This is a genomic window from Flavobacterium pisciphilum (genome assembly GCF_020905345.1).
Classification (GTDB): domain Bacteria; phylum Bacteroidota; class Bacteroidia; order Flavobacteriales; family Flavobacteriaceae; genus Flavobacterium; species Flavobacterium pisciphilum.
On the sequence record NZ_JAJJMO010000001.1, the window covers coordinates 3246092 to 3264335 of the forward strand.

Below are 18244 nucleotides of genomic sequence, written 5' to 3' on the forward strand. Positions count from 1 at the left end.
TATTTTAAAGAGTTAATTATTTAAAAGCCAAGTAGCTACTAACTTTTTCATAAGGTAATAGTAATTCTTTTGGACCATCAGCATACGAAGCGACTTCATAAGAATTGTAATAAAGTAATAGTCCTTCTTTTGTGTAAAAAATATTTAAAGGCAGATTGAATTTTTCATTTTCAAACATTAAGCCAGTCGCATTAATACTTCCGGTAGCAGGAATTTTATATTTTGCTCTGAATTGTTTTTCTGCAAAAGTTTTAAAATCTTTTTCGTTTACAAATAATTGGTTATTTGTAATTGTTTTTCCTGTTTTTGGATTAAATAATAAAGAACGGTATCCTTGGTAGCCATGAGCGCCACCAGTAAAGGTGTAGTGATTAATTTTTATGTTTAAGATACTATCTGACTGGTACTCTACATTGCCTTCAATTTTGGCTTCCCAGCCGAATTTGTCATCAGGGAATTTTTTATGCATCTCTTCATAAGAGTCAATAAAGGAAGTTGTTAAGTTATTGTAGTCAGTGGATTCAAAAGGTTTTTCTCCAAAATAAACGATTTCTTTTAAAACAGAAAACACTTTTTTATTAATACTATCTGCTGCGATTGGAGCATTTTGAGCAATTGGAATTTTTAAGCTAATTTGTGGACAATTGCTTTTACAAGGTAAAGTCGATTTCTTTTCAAACGTTTGTTCTTTAAACGAAAGTTCTCTAGTGCAACTTGTTAAAACAAAAAAGGTTACGAGTAAAAAAGTATAATGTCTCATCTTGAAAATGTTAATTAATTACAAAGGTATTAACTTGTAACTTGATTAAAATAAATTAAAGGGTAAATTTGTAAAACATTTTAGAGTTACAAAAATATAAAGATATGAAATTCAATACAAAAGTTATACATGGTGGACAGCATCATGATCCAAGTACAGGAGCAGTAATGCCTCCAGTATATCAAACATCGACATTTATTCAAACAAGCCCAGGACAGCCTTTAGGAGATTATGAGTATAGTAGAGCTTCAAATCCTACTAGAACAGCTCTTGAAAATGCTTTGGCTAGTATTGAAAATGGAACACGTGGATTGGCTTTTTCATCAGGATTGGCTGCCACTGATTGTATTTTACGTTCATTTAAAGCAGGTGATGAAATCATTGCTATGGATGACTTATACGGAGGGACATATCGTATGTTTACTCGTATTTATAAAGATTCAGGAATAAAATTCCATTTTGTAGATATGAATGATATCGCAAAATTTAAGTCTTTGATAAACGAAAATACAAAGTTGGTTTGGGTAGAAACTCCAACTAACCCATTAATGAAGTTGGCAGACATTCAAGAGATTGCTAAAATCACTAAAGAGAAAAAAATATTGTTTGCAGTAGATAATACTTTTGCAACACCATATTTACAAAAACCTCTTGATTTAGGAGCAGATATTGTAATGCATTCTGCAACTAAATATTTAGGAGGACATTCAGATGTTATTGCAGGAGCTTTAATTGTAAAAGATGAGGCTTTGGGAGATCAATTGCATTTTCAGCAATTTGCTACTGGTGCAACTCTAGGCCCAATGGATAGTTTCTTGGTTTTGAGAGGAATTAAAACACTTCATTTACGTGTGCAAAGACATTGTGAAAATGGAGAAAAAGTGGTTGAATTTTTAAGCAATCATCCTAAAATAGCTACTGTTTATTATCCAGGTTTACCTAGTCATCCGTTTCATGAAATTGCCAAAAAGCAAATGAAAGCTTTCGGAGGAATGGTTTCTTTTACTTTTGTTTCGGGTAAAAAAGAAGATTCGATTGACTTTTTAGAAAAATTAAAAGTATTTACTTTGGCCGAATCGCTAGGAGGTGTAGAGTCTTTAGCAAATCATCCTGCTTTAATGACACATGCTTCGATTCCGGCAGATAAGAGAAAAGAAGTTGGAATTACGGATGATTTAGTTCGATTAAGTGTTGGTATAGAAGATGCAGAAGATTTAATTGCGGATTTGAAACAAGCTTTAGAATAATAAATAAGCTTAAAATATAAAAACCCCAACATTTATTAAATGTTGGGGTTTTGTTTTATATGTGATGTTTTTAAAAATCTAGGTAGTATACATATCCAAAATTAAACCAGATTTGATTGTCATTGGATTTGTTCTCTTTATATATGTCTTTGTTTGGGTTTAGTCCATCAATCCAGTCAGAGTTGTAATATTGAAATCTGACCTCGAATAATAAATCATGTAAAGGAGCTAATTTATAATGTACTCCAGCTCCATAGGTAACTGATAAAACGGTTCCTCTTTGGCTAGAAAAACCATATTTATGTCCATCTGAAGGGGTTAGGTATTTGTAAAAAGTACTTGCGGTATTTCCTAAGGGACCCAACGTTGAACTCACTTTGGTGTTGTAATAACTAAACTGAACTCCTGCACTTATATAAGGGCTAAATCCTCCAATAGTATTTTCATAAGCATGTATTCTCATGAATGGAGAATATTCTAATTGGAAACCAACATTCGCTAATGTTGATTTTCCGCTCATAGCTTTGAGTTGTTTAACACCAAGTTTGTTAGGGTTGCCATCTACAGTTGCTCCAAAATGTTCTAAATTGGTTTGGTTGAATGAAATTTCAGAACGAACTTTAAAGTGTTCATTAAAATAATTTTCTCGTCTAGAATTGTATGAAAAGTTTAAAAAATGGACAAGACCAATACCGAATCCTGTGTTTCCAACATTAGTTGAAAAATCATCTCTTTGCCCATAATCAGACTTGAATGAAATAGGTCCGGCTATAACGCCGATTTCATGTGCCAGTCTAGATTGGGCCTCTAAATTGTGTGAAAAAATAAACGAAATTAATAATGATATTATTGTGCTTTTTAACATTCTGTTTAATTTTCTAATCCGGGCAAAGATATAAATATCTCTAAGAAATCATAAAATTTTCAAAAAAAATATAATTAGTAAGAAGTGTGTCTTTTTGTCTTGAAAACTATAACGTTTTCGTGTAAGACATTGCTTTAAAAATATGTATTTTAAAAAATTGGTATTAATAACATAATTCTACTTATAAATTGCGAAATAATAAGCCCAATTTCTTTATTAGATGTATATTTGTGCAAAATAACAAAAGACAACTTTTATGTGAGTTTTTTGTTATTTTGGTTGAGTAAATAATAAGATTAATTTATTTGATAATTTTTTATAAAATGAAACAAAAAATAAATGAATTTATGGCTCTTGTAGAGTCAAAAAATCCAAACGAACCTGAATTCATTCAAGCAGTTAGAGAATTTGCTGAAACAGTAATTCCATTCATTGCTGAACAAAAAAAATATGATGGGAAGAATTTACTTCTTAGAATTGCAGAGCCAGAACGTTCTATCATCTTTAGAGTTCCGTGGGTTGATGATAAAGGAGAAATTATAGTAAATAGAGGATTCAGAATTCAGATGAATTCAGCAATCGGACCATATAAAGGAGGAATTAGATTTCACCATACAGTAAATTTATCAGTTTTAAAGTTTTTGGCTTTTGAACAAGTTTTCAAAAACAGTTTAACAACACTTCCTATGGGAGGTGGAAAAGGTGGTTCTGATTTTGATCCAGAAGGAAAATCAGATGGTGAGATTATGCGTTTTTGCCAATCATTTATGACAGAATTATGTCGTCATATTGGACCAGATTTAGACGTTCCTGCAGGAGATATTGGAGTAGGAGCTAGAGAAATTGGATACTTATTTGGTCAATACAAAAGAATCAAAAATGAGTTTACAGGAGTTTTAACTGGTAAAGGAATTGCTTATGGTGGTTCATTAATCAGACCAGAAGCTACTGGATACGGTGTGGTATATTTTACGGATCAAATGTTGCGTACTATCGGACATGAGATTAAAGGAAAAAGAGTTGCGATTTCTGGTTTCGGAAACGTTGCTTGGGGAGTAGCTTTGAAGATAAATGAATTAGGTGGAAAATTGGTAACAATTTCTGGGCCTGATGGATATATTTATGATGAAGAGGGAATCTCTGGAGAGAAAATCGAACATATGGTCGAAATGAGAGCTAGTGGAAATAACAGAGCAGAAATGTATGTTAAGAAATATCCAAATGCTCAATTCCATAAAGGAAAAAGCCCATGGGAAGTAAAAGTGGATATTGCTATTCCTTGTGCTACTCAAAATGAATTGAACGAAGAAGATGCTAAGAAATTAATTGCAAATGGAGTTTTATGTGTTACTGAAGCAGCGAATATGCCATGTACACTTGATGCAATAAAACAATTTGTAGGTAAAAAAGTTCTTTTTGCGCCAGGAAAAGCTGCAAACGCAGGTGGGGTTGCTGCATCTGGATTAGAAATGACTCAAAACTCAATTCGTTTAAACTGGACTAGTGAAGAAGTTGATCTTAGACTAAAAGATATAATGGTAGGAATTCATAACCAATGTAAGAAATACGGTGTTGGTGCAGATGGTTACGTAAATTATGTTAAAGGTGCTAATATTGCTGGATTTGTAAAAGTAGCAGATGCTATGCTTGCTCAAGGAGTAGTATAGTTTTTATATACAATTAAGATGCCTCCATTCGAGTTTCGAATAGGAGGCATTTTTTATTTATAGTATATCGAAATCCAAATACTCTCGTTTGTATTATATTTGTGAAACCAATTGTTAGGTATAAATAATGGAAAAAAAGTTTCTTTACGTTTTGATTTTGTTGCTAATGCAATTTGGTTTTGCACAAAATAAACTCTTATGGCAAGGGTATTTTTCATATAACCATATTAAAGATGTTTCTGATTCGCCTGTAGCAATTTATGCAGCTACAGATAATGCATTGTTTTCTAAAAATACTGCAACTAATATTGTCAAGACTGTAAATACTGTAGATGGTCTTTCTGGGCAAACTATTTCATCCTTATATCATAGTGAGTTATTTCGTAGAACCCTTATTGGATACGAAAATGGATTGATGACCGTTATAAACGAAGCTGACGGAAGTATTGTAAAAGTGGTTGATATTATTAACAAACAGCTTCCATCCAATCTTAAAAGAATTAATCATTTTGCGGAATATGATGGAATGGTTTATGTCTCATGTGATTTTGGAATTGTTCAGTTTAATTTAAAGACTTTACAATTTGGAGATACTTATTTTATTGGAGATATCGGAGCTCAGATTAATGTGAGGCAAGCTGCAATCTATGACGGATTTATTTACGCAGCTACTAACAATGGTATTAGGAGAGCTAGTATTACAAATGCTAATTTAGTTGATTATAGCCAGTGGGCTGTTGTTGCTGGAGGAGATTGGTCTAGTGTTGAAGCGAACGATACAAAGCTAACGGCAATCAATACTTCGGGCTATGTTAATAATTATGATCCAAGTCAAAGTACTTTTGTTGGTTTTACGTCACTTCCATTGCCAGCTAAAGATATGAGGGCTAAAAATCATAATTTATTTATAACCACTGCAAATACGGTTTACGTATATAACAATCAAATGGTTTTGCAACGCCAAATAAATAATAGTGATGTTTCAACAATAGCGTTAAGCTTTACCTGTGCAACTGCAATAGGAGATAATATATATATTGGTACAGATGAAAACGGGCTTTTTGTTTCAACACTTTCTGGAGCTTCAGTTTTTGAGAATACAATGCCGATAGGTCCATCGCGAAATGATATTTTCGCTATAGACGTTACGCCAAATGTATTATGGGCTGTTTATGGGAATTATAATTCATCTTATAACCCATATCCTTTAGATAGTTATGGCGTTAGTAAGTTCAGTACTACAGGCTGGTTGAATATACCATACGAAAAAGTGCTTCAAGCCAAATCAATGACAAGAGTTATTGTTAATCCTAATAATGAGAATCAAGTGTATGCAAGTTCATTCTTTTCGGGATTATTAAAAATAGAAAATGATACACCTTCAATTTTATACAATCAATCAAATAGTGGGTTGGAGACTCTTACTTTCTTAGGGCCTGGTTATATAGATGTTCGAATAAATGGAACTGCTTTTGATAAGTCGGGAAATTTATGGGTAACCAATAGTTTAATAAAAAATGGATTAAAGGTTTTAAGAACTAATGGGCAGTGGCAAACCTTTTCTGTAAGCACAGCTCTTATTAAGGCTGAAGACACAAGTTTTAGTACTATGGTTATTGATAATAATAGTACAAAATGGATTGGTACAAATAGAGATGGTATAATTGGCTTTAACGAAAGTACAAATACGGTCAAAAAAATTACTGAAGGGATAGATAGTGGTAATTTACCATCAATAGATGTAAGAGCTGTTGCTGCAGATGCTAAAAATCAGCTTTGGATTGGTACTACAAAAGGACTGCGTGTTTTGAGTAATGTAAATAACTTTCGTACAGAGAATCAATTAAAAGCCAATCCGATAATTATTATGGATGATGGTTTGGCTCAGGAATTACTTTATGAGCAATTCATTACTACAATTGTTGTTGATGGGGCTAATAATAAATGGATTGGGACTGCAGATTCAGGGGTGTTTTTTGTTTCGCCGAATGGTCAAGAAACTAAGTATCATTTTACTATAAATAACTCTCCATTACCAAGTAATCAGATCAATGACATTAGTATAAATAGTGCTACAGGAGAAGTTTTTATAGCAACAAATAAAGGGATGATTTCATATAAAGGAATTGCTACCCAAGCTAATGAGAATTTGAACAATGTATATGTGTATCCAAACCCTGTTCGTCCCGAGTTTTATGGAACTGTAAAAATTGCTGGATTACTTGATAAGGCCAACATAAAAATTACGGATATAGAAGGTAATTTGGTGTATGAAACAACTTCAGAAGGAGGAACAATAGAATGGGATACGACTGCTTTCGGAAAACACAAAGTAGCTTCTGGAGTGTATATGATTATTGTTTCGGCAGAAGATGGAGGAGAAACTAAAGTAAAGAAAGTAATGATTATTAGGTAATTATTAGTGTTCGGTACTTGTATTCAGTCTCAGGGTTCTGTCCCAGTAATTAGTTTTATAAAAATCTAAACATCAAATTTTGCAAGTAAAAACTAAGGCAATTGTTATTTCGGCTATAAAATTTCAGGAAAAAAGCTTGATTGCTAAGTGCTTTACGCTTTCTCATGGGCTGAAAACTTATTTTGTCAGAGACGCTTTTTCTGCTCGGAAAGCTAGCCAAAAAATTGCCTACTTCCAGCCACTAACTATTCTTGAGATTGAAGCTGTACATAAAAACAAAGGAACATTAGAGAATTTTAAGGAAATAAAAATTGGAATCCCCTTCCAAACCATTCATACCGATATTGTCAAAAGTACGATTGTAATGTTTCTTTCAGAGATTTTACATTATTCTATTCAAGAAGAGGAGAAGAATGAGTCTTTATTTATTTTTTTGGAAACAGCTTTGTTTTGGCTTGATCAACATGATGAAATCACCAATTTTCATTTGATTTTAATGTTGGAGACTACTAAATATCTAGGTTTCTATCCTGATGTTTCGGATGCGGACTTGCCGTTTTTTGAAATGAACGAAGGAGTGTTTACCCTTTTTCATGGACTGAGCGCGTTAACTGAGCATGAAACAAACTTGTTAAAGAAGCTTATTGACTTAAAGTTTGATAACGATCAAAAAGTTTTTCATGTAGTTGAACGACAATTGCTTTTGAAAATTTTAATAGACTATTATAGCTTCCATTTAGACGGCTTTAAAAGGCCAAAATCACTAGAAGTTTTGAAAGAAATATTTTCTTAAAACCGAATCCTATTTTTATATATTTGCGCTGTAATTTTTATAAAATTTTGAGGTTTTCAATCTTTTATAATTAATTTCAAGAACATTATTTATTCTTAACTATAAAATTTTAAAAAAACCTATGAGGAAAATTACTTTTTCGATTCTTTTACTTTTACTTGTGAGTGTATCTGCTTTCTCACAAAGAAAATATGATGAAATCATCAAAACAGAAAATAGTGTACAGGACATGGTACAAAACGAAATTACAGGTATCGTTGTTTTTAAAGAAGGAGGTACTGTAAAAGGATTGGATCCAGAAACGAAGCAAATAGTTTGGACTTTGACCAAAGAAGATTTTGGGACAACTTCTGCAGGTGACATTTTGAGTGATCCAGATTTTGGTAAAATGTTTAAAGATAAAAGGGATCTAACAAGTGTTCCAGAAAGCCCTTATGTAGAGGCTTATATTAATTCAAAGTATTTAATCATTAATACTGATACTGGTAAAGTTGTGTACAACTCTTCTAAAGAATCTTTTTGGGTTACTCAATCAGATTTTATTCCAGAAACAAATGAATATTTGCTTACTCTGAAAAAAGATGGTGATATGGCTATTGCTTTATTAGATATGACAACTGGAGAGTTAAAATGGAATACAACTGTAGATAAAGCAAAGTCTTTGTTTAGTTTTTCTCTTAAGGCTACTATAAATAAAGCTAAGATAAACGGAAATGTAGTTTATTATTTATTGTATGGAAAATTGTATTCTTTTGATAGAAATTCAGGAAAATTAAACTGGAAAGCAGATGAAGAATATACTAGATTTTTTGAAACACAAAATGATAAAAATATAGTTGTAGTTAATAGCGCTGGAATTTTTTCAACGAAAGAGTATTTAAATGTTTTGAGTACAGAAACGGGAAAAAGTATCTGGAAAGAATCTATTAAAACAAAACGTGTTGTTTATTTAGAAGATTGGGGAACAAAATTATTAATAGCGCATTATAGCGGATTTAACTTTTACGACTTAAAAACAGGAGAGAAAATCTGGAAAAAAGATGCTCGTGGTGATGGATTGAAAAGAGTAATTCCAATTGAGCAAGATTTTTTATATGTTGCAGAGAATGAAATGATGTTGATTAATAAAGATGGAGAAAAGCTTTGGAAAAAATTTATTGAGATTTCAGACGATAAAGAAGATCCAATTTATTATTTAGGTAAAGTGGGTGATAAAGTAATGTATTTAACGGGTACTTACGGAAATATGGTAGATTATAAATCGGGAAAAAAATTATGGAAACGTAATATTCAATTTGATAAAAATCGTCCAGTTTTACCAACCTTTGATGAATTAACAAATTCATATTTAGTTTACAACGATGAAAAGCTATATAAGTTTGATCCAAGTATTAGTGATAAACCAGAGCCTTTTGCTAAAGTAAATATCAAAAAAGAAAAAGAATTAAACAATATCGAATTGTTTCCTTGGGGAGTTGTACTTTCTGGGCCAGTTGAGCTAATGGGAGTTAATATGGATGGAACAATAAAATACCACCATATATACACACAACCAGGTGAAGGAACAAGACGTTTACTTAAAAGCGCTGCAATTGCAGGAAGCATAGGTTTAGGAGTTGGCTCAGCAGTTAGTGCTGTACAAGCTTCTGAGTTAACAATGACATATCGTGATTCTGACGGAAATATGAGATCTGCTGTTATTAAAGAAGAAGATAAATCAAAAATGAATCAGGCTAAGAATATGGCAGGAGCTTCAGCTGCTCTTGGTATTGTAGCTGCTAAATTTAATTCTCGTTTTAATGCGATGAAACAAAACAGAGATTTTTCTTATATTTTTGCAAAAGCAGATAGTGGAGAAAAGATTCTTGTAAAAGTTAGTAAAGCTGAAGGTGTTGAAGTTGATAAAATTATTTTCAATAACACAAAACCAGTTTATGAAGTAGATCCTGCAACACAGAATATTTTTTATGTGTCAGATAAATCAATTCAAATTTTCAATAAAAAATAATCATAAAAACCCCAAAAGCCATCAGGATTTGTTTCTGATGGCTTTTTTTTTTGCCTATGAAAAAAATAGTACTCTTATTACTTTTTTTTGGTTTCTCAGGGATTCAAGCACAAGAAAAAGTTAGCTATAAAAAAAAGAAATTTTTTATTCCTTCAGTTGTTTATTCAAAATATCCAATTCTTGATAATGTGATTACACAAACATCTTTTTATCAAATAGATAAAGGATTGCGTGAGCAAGAACAGTATTTAAAGAAAAAATATTTTGATATAGAAGGGTATATAAAAGACCCTGCTAATGGTAAGCTTAAGATTTATGTTACTATTGCAATGCCAAAATACACAGCAACGAAGATTGATAGCACATATGATAAAAAATATAGAGCTTGGAAGTACCAGCCTCAATCACGATTTGATGTTAAAGTTAATGTAGAGGTAAAATATGCCGATAAGATGCTTCTTTCAGAAGTATTTGTTACTTCAGAGGCATTTGATTTAGAAGCAACGTACCAAAGGTCAAATTTGAAAGATATAGTAGCGTTAAATGATAAGAAACTTAGAGATGCAGATTTAAAAGAAGAATATGGTGATGATTCAGGAGTTGAAGCTGTGATATACGCTTCCATGGATAAAGCGCAAAATTTCTTGAATTATAAATTGAAATATTATACTACAGAGACTAAGGAAAAGTTTGAGTTTATGACCTCTAAAGGGCATCCTGAATACAAGCAAATGCTTGATTTTGAGAATGAAATAACCACTCAACTTCAAAAAGTAACTTTAGAAAAAGGACTTGATGAAAAGTTATTGGCACCTCATTTAGCATATTTAGATGGATTGTTGGTTAAGTATCCACAGGTACCAGAAAACGAAGCTATTCGATTTATAATTACAAATGATTTAGCTTTAACTTATTTGTTGTTAGAGAATAAGGCAAAAGCATTGTTTTATGCTGATTTACTTATCAAAAATGATAAACGAGATTCTAGAGGTTCAGATATTATAGAAAGAGCTAATAGTGCCGATTTTGTAGATAAAAAGATAAGAACACATACGAACCGTTTTGTAGATTTAAAAAAGTTAGGTTTTAAAATAAATGAGGAAAAAGAAGAATTAAGGCTTGCTTTTTTTGAAAAAATAGATAGACAAGAGGCTGATTGGGAACAAGAAAAAGTTACGAGAACTGAGTTTTTAGAAAAAAGTAAAATTCAAAGAGATAATATGCTTGATTCTATTGCTTATCAGAGTAATCCAGATTTGTTGGCCAAAATAATAAGCAGATTAGGAGGAAGTGAAAGCTTGAAAAAAATAGATAAAACGCATTTGACATCTAAGTTGTTATTAGAAGAAAGTAATGTGCCTCAAACTGAAGAAAGATGGGCGACACAAACTAATTTTCTTCTTAAGAAGAAAATGCCTGAAACGTATTATCAAGTTGTGAATGGTCCTGAATCATGGAGTCATGATGATAGAGAAAAAGGTATAGGAGTAAAATGGAAAAAATTATCTGCTGCAGATCATTCAAATCTTACGACGAATCTTGATCCGATTAATTTGATCTCAGGTTTTAGGTTTGATTTATGGAATAAGTACGAATTGTTAGGTGAAGAAATGGCAGGAGGAAAATTATGTTATCACCTAACTTATTTCGAAAAAACATTAAATTCAAGCAATAGAACAATTCCTAAAACGGAGTATCATCTTTTTATTGATAAAGAAAATTTTAATGTTGTTTCAGCTGAGAAAACAGAGTTTGATGATGGGAATAAAAGCTTTTTTGAGAAAAGAACTTTTAAAGATTATCGTGAAGTCTCAGCTTTAAATAATGGTAAGATTCCTTATAAGATTCAATATGAAATAGAAGATTTTTATGGAGATACGGTTTATGAAGAGCATAGAGATAAAATAGAAATTAACCCAATGTTTGCTAATCGAATTTTTATAAAGGAAGTATATTTTGGGTCTTTTAAATAAAAAGGTTGGGCTATTTCTGTAAGTAATTTTACCTACAATAGGTTGTAGTGTTTTACTTTTTGAAAAGTAATAATAAATATTTTCTCGAAGATTGAAGTCTCATGATTTTCAATTTTCGGGAAAATATTTTCATTTAAATCAATAATTATTTTTTGATAAATGTAGAATTATAAATGTATTAACAAATTTAATTAGTGAATTGGTGGCTAAAAAAATCAAAATTCCTTACTTTCGCACTTCGATTTAAGAAAAGGATAAAATGAGCACAAAATTTACTGAATACAAAGGACTTGACTTGCCAACTGTAGCGTCTGAAGTACTTGACTTTTGGAAGAAAGAAAATATATTTGAAAAGAGTGTTACTACTCGCGAAGGTGCAGTGCCTTTCGTATTTTTCGAAGGACCTCCTTCGGCAAATGGATTACCAGGAATTCACCACGTGATGGCACGTGCTATTAAAGATATTTTTTGCAGATATAAAACTCAAAAAGGCTTTCAGGTAAAACGTAAAGCTGGATGGGATACTCATGGATTGCCTGTAGAATTAGGTACTGAGAAAGAATTAGGTATTACCAAAGAAGATATCGGAAAAACAATTTCTATCGAAGAATATAACGAAGCGTGTAAAAAAACCGTAATGCGTTATACAGATGTATGGAATGACTTAACTGAAAAAATGGGATATTGGGTAGATATGGAAGATCCATATGTAACTTATAAACCAAAATATATGGAATCGGTTTGGTGGCTTTTAAAACAAATCTATAATAAAGATTTGATGTACAAAGGTTACACGATTCAACCGTATTCTCCTAAAGCAGGAACGGGATTGTCTTCACATGAAGTAAATCAACCAGGAAGTTATAGAGATGTTACTGATACAACAGTAGTAGCTCAATTTAAAGCATTAAATGAAACATTACCAAGTTTCCTTCAAGGATTTGGAGATGTGCATATTTTGGCTTGGACAACAACTCCTTGGACATTGCCAAGTAATACTGCATTAACAGTTGGTCCAAAAATTGACTACGTTTTAGTTAAGACTTTCAATCAATATACATTTGAGCCAATCAATGTTGTTTTAGCTAAGAACTTAGTTGGAAAACAATTCAGTAAAGGCTTCTTTGAGAGTAGTGATGTTGCAGATTTTGAAAATTTCAAAAGCGGAGATAAAAAAATTCCATATCAAGTGCTTACTGAATCAAAAGGATTGGATTTAGTAGGTATTCGTTATGAACAATTGTTGCCTTTTGTATTACCATATCAAAACCCAGAGAATGCTTTTAGAGTAATCTCGGGTGATTTTGTAACTACAGAAGATGGAACTGGTATTGTACATACTGCGCCTACATTTGGAGCAGACGATGCTAAAGTTGCTAAAGAAGCTAAACCAGAAGTACCACCAATGTTAGTATTGGATGAAAATGGAAACCCAGTTCCTTTAGTGGATTTACAAGGAAAATTCACTTCACATGTAGGTGAATATGCTGGTAAATATGTGAAAAATGAATATTATGATGAAGGTACTGCACCAGAACGTTCTGTAGATGTAGAAATTGCGATTCGTCTTAAAGAAGAAAATAAAGCATTTAAGGTAGAGAAATATGTGCACAGTTATCCGCATAGCTGGAGAACAGATGAGCCTTTACTGTACTATCCTCTTGATTCATGGTTTATAAAAATTACCGATGTTAGAGATAAAATGTTTGATCTTAATGAAACAATCAACTGGAAGCCAAAAGCAACTGGAGAAGGTCGTTTTGGAAATTGGTTAAAAAATGCTAACGATTGGAACTTATCACGTTCACGTTATTGGGGAATTCCATTGCCAATATGGAGAACTGAAGATAAGCAAGAAGAAATTCTTATTGGATCAGTAGAAGAATTATACAATGAAATCGAAAAATCTATAACGGCAGGTTTTCAAACAGAAAATCCGTTTAAAGGTTTTGAAATCGGAAATATGAGCGAAAGCAATTATGATTTAATCGATTTGCATAAAAATATAGTTGACAAAATTACTTTGGTTTCTCCATCAGGAAAACCAATGCAGCGTGAAGCTGATTTAATAGATGTTTGGTTTGATTCAGGAGCTATGCCTTATGCGCAATGGCATTATCCTTTTGAAAATAAAGATAAAATTGATGGGAATAAAGATTTTCCAGCTGATTTTATTGCTGAAGGAGTAGATCAAACACGTGGTTGGTTTTATACATTACATGCAATTGGGACATTGGTTTTTGATAAGGTAGCTTATAAAAATGTTGTTTCAAACGGATTGGTTTTGGATAAAAACGGACAAAAAATGTCTAAACGTTTAGGTAATGCAACAGATCCTTTTAAAACATTAGAAGAGTATGGACCAGATGCGACACGTTGGTATATGATTTCAAATGCAAATCCTTGGGATAATTTGAAATTTGATATTGAAGGCATTGCTGAGGTACGTCGTAAATTCTTTGGAACATTATATAATACTTATTCGTTCTTCTCATTGTATGCAAATATTGACGGATTTAAATATGCAGAAGCAGAAATTCCGTTGAATGAAAGACCAGAAATTGATCAATGGATTATTTCTGAATTGAATACGCTTATAAAAGAAGTGGATACTTTCTATGCTGATTATGAGCCAACAAAAGCAGCTCGTGCGATTTCAGATTTTGTACAAGAGAATTTAAGTAATTGGTACGTTCGTTTATGTCGTCGTCGTTTTTGGAAAGGAGAGTATGCGCATGATAAAATAGCTGCATATCAAACGCTTTATACTTGTTTGTTAACTATAAGTAAACTAAGTGCTCCAATTGCTCCGTTCTTTATGGATAAGCTTTACAGAGACTTAACAATTTCAACACAGTCAGAAAATTATGACAGCGTACATTTGGCTGAGTTTCCAAAATACGTTGAAAACTTTGTTAATAAAACGTTAGAGAGCAAAATGCAGAAGGCGCAAACAATCTCATCGCTTGTTTTATCACTCCGTAAGAAGGAGATGATCAAGGTACGTCAGCCATTGCAAAAGGTAATGATTCCAGTACTTGACGATAACCAACGTAGTGAAATTGAGGCTGTTTCTGAGTTAGTGAAAGCTGAGGTTAATGTAAAAGAAATAGTTCTTTTAGATGATGCTTCAGGTATTTTGGTAAAGCAAATCAAACCTAATTTTAAGGCATTAGGGCCTCGATTTGGTAAGGATATGGGCTTGATTTCCAAAGAGATACAGTCTTTTACTGCGCAGCAAATCAGTCAGTTAGATAAGGAAGGAGCATTAGACATTGTTATTGCAGGAAAAAGTGTAACTTTATCATTAGAAGATGTCGAAATTACGTCACAAGATATCGAAGGTTGGTTGGTTGCAAATTCAAACGGAATAACAGTTGCGCTTGATATAACAATCACGGAAGAATTGAAAAATGAGGGTATCGCAAGGGAATTGGTAAATAGAATTCAAAATATCCGTAAAGATTCTGGATTTGAAGTAACCGATAAAATAAAGGTACAAATAAAAAGAAGTGGCATATTAGAAAATGCTATTCTTAAAAACGAAGACTACATCAAGTCTGAGACATTAACAGATAGCTTGGTTTTCTTAGACGAATTAGAAAGCGGCATAGAAATTGAGTTTGATGATATAAAAACAATGATATTAATTTCAAAATAAATATAAGATGGTAGATGAAATTACAAGATACTCTGACGCTGATCTAGCGGAATTTAAAGAGATCATTTTGGGTAAAATACAAAAAGCGCAAGCAGATTTAGACTTGATTAAAAGTGCTTATATGAATGATTTAAATAATGGTACTGATGATACATCTCCAACATTTAAAGCATTTGAAGAAGGAAGCGAAACGATGTCCAAAGAAGCAAACTCGCAGTTAGCTATCAGACAAGAAAAGTTTATTCGAGATTTAAAGAATGCGCTATTCCGTGTAGAGAATAAAACATACGGTGTATGCAAAGTAACAGGGAAATTAATCGGAAAAGAAAGATTAAAAATAGTTCCTCATGCTACAATGAGTATTGAAGCTAAAAATTTACAACGATAATTTTTTAAACATAATTTAAACGCCACTTTTTTATTGAAAAAGTGGCGTTTTTAGTTGTATTCAATGTGTTAGATGCGGTCTTGTTCTTCCGTTTTTTTGATGTTTCTTTTGGTTTTGATGGTTTGATTGCCAAAGTTGTATTTCAAAGAAATAGAAACTCTTTGAGTGTCACGGTAGTCTAAAAAATAATTATTCTGATTAGCATAATTAGTAGATATTTTAGATTTTTCAGTTTTAAAAATATCACTAAATTGTATACTTGCCTCTATCTTTTTAGCTGAAAACTTTTTATTCATTACAAAATAAGTACTAGACTCTTTACTAATTGTGAAAGTTCCTTGTATAGTAGGAGTGCGGTAATAGTAGCCTATTTCCATATTCCAATCAGTTTCTTTATCTAGAAGAAAGTTGCTACTTGTTTTTCCATAAAACATCCAAATGTTATTTTTATACAGTTCTTTGTCTACTCCGAAAAAATAATTTTCATTATATTCTGTTGATAGATATGTATTTAAAGTCCACCAAGAATAAAGATCGAAATTTTTGCTAATATCTATTCCTCCTGCTTTTCCTTCTTTAATATTTGTGTAGTGATAGATTAAATTATTGGTCTCTGGGTCTTGAAAAGATATTTCCATAGAAGGTAATTTTTCATTTCTAAAGTATAAATCAACATTCCAATTATTCCAAGAATAGGTTAAATTTAAATTGTGAATAATCGTTGCCTTCAGTTGTGCATCTCCTTGAAAATAGGAAAACAAATTATAATAGGATTTTGCAGGATTCAACCAAGAATAGGAGGGTCTGTCGATTCTTTTACCATAAGATATTCCAAATTGATGGTGATTTTCTGTTTCATATTGAGCATATAAAGTAGGGAACCACTTTAAATAATTTTGTTGATTATGCTCTTTTGGTTGTGAGACGTCACCAGTTAAATCAGTGTATTCTGCTCGTAATCCTCCTTTAAAACTCCATTTTTCCCATTTATATGCTACAGTGGTATAGGCAGCAAAATTATCCTCCTTATAATTAAATATATTGCTTTTCTCAGGTCTAAATGCCAGAGTGCCATATTCATCGTCAAAAAAGTTCAAAGCACTATTGGTTTTTACTGTACTGTATTTTAAACCGCTATCCCAATTCCAAGTCGTCCTTTTTAAACTGTAATCTAATTGAGTGGAAAAGAGCTTTACTTTACTCGCATTGTCATTTTCAAATGTTGATTCAGAAGGTTCTTGTTCTTTAAAATTAAGCTGTGTATGTACATTTTGAAATTTATTCTTGTGATTATTGGTTAGATAATTGGTCCAAATTATTTGATTGCCATTACTCCATTTTTTATCGGCTTGTAAATAAAAATTATGATAATCAGTAGTGTTCGTATGTTCATTTCTTGTATTGTAGTTCGATTCTATTTCTCTGTCTTTATTGTAGATTAATGTTGGGACATTATAAATTCCTTCGCCTTTAAGACTTGTATATCCATTAGCACCAAAAGTAAAATTTGTTAAGCTGTCTAAGTCGTATTCCATATTAAATGTATAACTGTTTTGGCTTTTATCTGTGTCTTTTCGTGTCATCTTGCTCTCCCATGTTGTTTTGTCTTCAACGAAGTTTACAACATCAAACCCCTCTCTTAAATAGGTTCCCATGCCTAGATAATAAGATCCCATAAGAGAGAGTTTGCCTTTTTTATAATATTGTGACAGTCCAAAGACTTCCTTATCGTATTTACTCTGTATATATCTGCCGTATAGTACGCCTCTGTATCCTTCGAGGTTGTTTTTTACCATTTTAATATTTAAAACAGCACTTCCAGAAGCATCATAATTTGCTGGTGGATTAGTGATTACTTCGATAGATTTAATATCTTTTCCTGGAGTGTTTTCTAATAAACTCTGTAATTCATCCCCAGTCAACATGACTTTTTTGTCGTTTATAGTTACTAAGATTCCTTGGCTTCCTTTAATTTTCAAACTGCTTCCTTGGGTTGTAATACCCGGAGTTTGTTTTAGAATTTCCCAACCGCTTAAACTAGATAAGGTGCTATTTTCTACATCAAATTCTAATCGGTCTATTTTTCGTTTTATAAGAGGTTTTTTTCTTTTGATTATCAACTCGTTTAATTCATGTTCCTCACGTAGTAAAACTATATTTAATTGTTTCTTTAATTCGTCAATATTAAAAACACGTCTATATTTTAAATACCCCACATAAGTAACGTCTAAAATAATAGAATCATTCTCAATGTTTTTAAAATGGAAAATGCCTTCAAAATTAGTAGTAACGATTTGCTCATTTAGTTTGCTCTTATTTATTACTACCGTTGCAAAAGAAAGTAGTTCTCCGGTTTCATTGGTTACTTTGCCCTCAAAAGTCTTGGTTTGCCCTTTAATTAAAAAGGGAAAAAGGAGTAAAAAAAGTAAATTTTTCATTGTTTATGTTTTTGTCAAATGTGTGACA

11 protein-coding genes are annotated in these 18244 nt (G+C 31.9%); 8 read left to right on the plus strand and 3 right to left on the minus strand.

The genetic code is table 11. The features are described 5' to 3' along the window. Positions 1–16: 16 nt before the first annotated feature. Positions 17–760 carry a DUF3298 and DUF4163 domain-containing protein gene (locus LNQ49_RS13820; RefSeq protein ID WP_229989553.1) on the minus strand — a complete coding sequence of 248 codons (744 nt, stop codon included), beginning with the start codon at positions 758–760 and terminating at the stop codon, positions 17–19. Between the two features lie 104 nt (positions 761–864). Between LNQ49_RS13820 and LNQ49_RS13825 the strand changes: the two genes are divergently transcribed. Next, positions 865–2007, plus strand: a complete 1143-nt coding sequence (locus LNQ49_RS13825; RefSeq protein ID WP_229989554.1) for a cystathionine gamma-synthase — start codon at positions 865–867, stop codon at positions 2005–2007. Positions 2008–2077: 70 nt separating this feature from the next. Here the strand turns inward: LNQ49_RS13825 and LNQ49_RS13830 are convergent, their stop codons facing one another. Then, positions 2078–2872, minus strand: coding sequence for a THC0290_0291 family protein (locus LNQ49_RS13830; protein WP_229989555.1), 795 nt, complete (start codon positions 2870–2872; stop codon positions 2078–2080). Between the two features lie 323 nt (positions 2873–3195). On the opposite strand from LNQ49_RS13830, the gene gdhA reads away from it, so the two are divergent. The 7 genes from gdhA (at position 3196) to LNQ49_RS13865 (ending at position 15778) form a co-directional block, all read left to right on the plus strand. After that, positions 3196–4539, plus strand: a complete 1344-nt coding sequence (gene gdhA / locus LNQ49_RS13835; RefSeq protein WP_039113147.1) for an NADP-specific glutamate dehydrogenase — start codon at positions 3196–3198, stop codon at positions 4537–4539. 127 nt (positions 4540–4666) lie between these two features. After that, the gene (porZ, locus tag LNQ49_RS13840; RefSeq protein ID WP_229989556.1) at positions 4667–6955 is read left to right on the plus strand and encodes a type IX secretion system anionic LPS delivery protein PorZ; all 2289 of its coding nucleotides are present in this window, start codon (positions 4667–4669) and stop codon (positions 6953–6955) included. A 79-nt stretch (positions 6956–7034) separates the two neighbouring features. Next, complete coding sequence (recO, locus tag LNQ49_RS13845) at positions 7035–7748, plus strand: DNA repair protein RecO (RefSeq protein WP_229989557.1); 714 nt, start codon at positions 7035–7037, stop codon at positions 7746–7748. A gap of 121 nt (positions 7749–7869) precedes the next feature. Beyond that, a complete protein-coding gene (locus tag LNQ49_RS13850) occupies positions 7870–9756 on the plus strand; it encodes an outer membrane protein assembly factor BamB family protein (protein ID WP_229989558.1) in 1887 nt (628 codons plus the stop codon). 56 nt (positions 9757–9812) lie between these two features. Further along, positions 9813–11729, plus strand: coding sequence for a hypothetical protein (locus tag LNQ49_RS13855; RefSeq protein ID WP_229989561.1), 1917 nt, complete (start codon positions 9813–9815; stop codon positions 11727–11729). A 259-nt stretch (positions 11730–11988) separates the two neighbouring features. After that, complete coding sequence (gene ileS, locus LNQ49_RS13860; RefSeq protein ID WP_229989563.1) at positions 11989–15390, plus strand: isoleucine--tRNA ligase; 3402 nt, start codon at positions 11989–11991, stop codon at positions 15388–15390. A gap of 7 nt (positions 15391–15397) precedes the next feature. Then, on the plus strand, positions 15398–15778 hold the full coding sequence (locus tag LNQ49_RS13865) for a TraR/DksA family transcriptional regulator (RefSeq protein WP_082001802.1): 381 nt from the start codon (positions 15398–15400) through the stop codon (positions 15776–15778). A gap of 68 nt (positions 15779–15846) precedes the next feature. Here LNQ49_RS13865 and LNQ49_RS13870 read toward each other — a convergent pair whose 3' ends face one another. After that, complete coding sequence (locus LNQ49_RS13870) at positions 15847–18216, minus strand: outer membrane beta-barrel family protein (protein ID WP_229989565.1); 2370 nt, start codon at positions 18214–18216, stop codon at positions 15847–15849. Positions 18217–18244 lie beyond the last annotated feature (28 nt).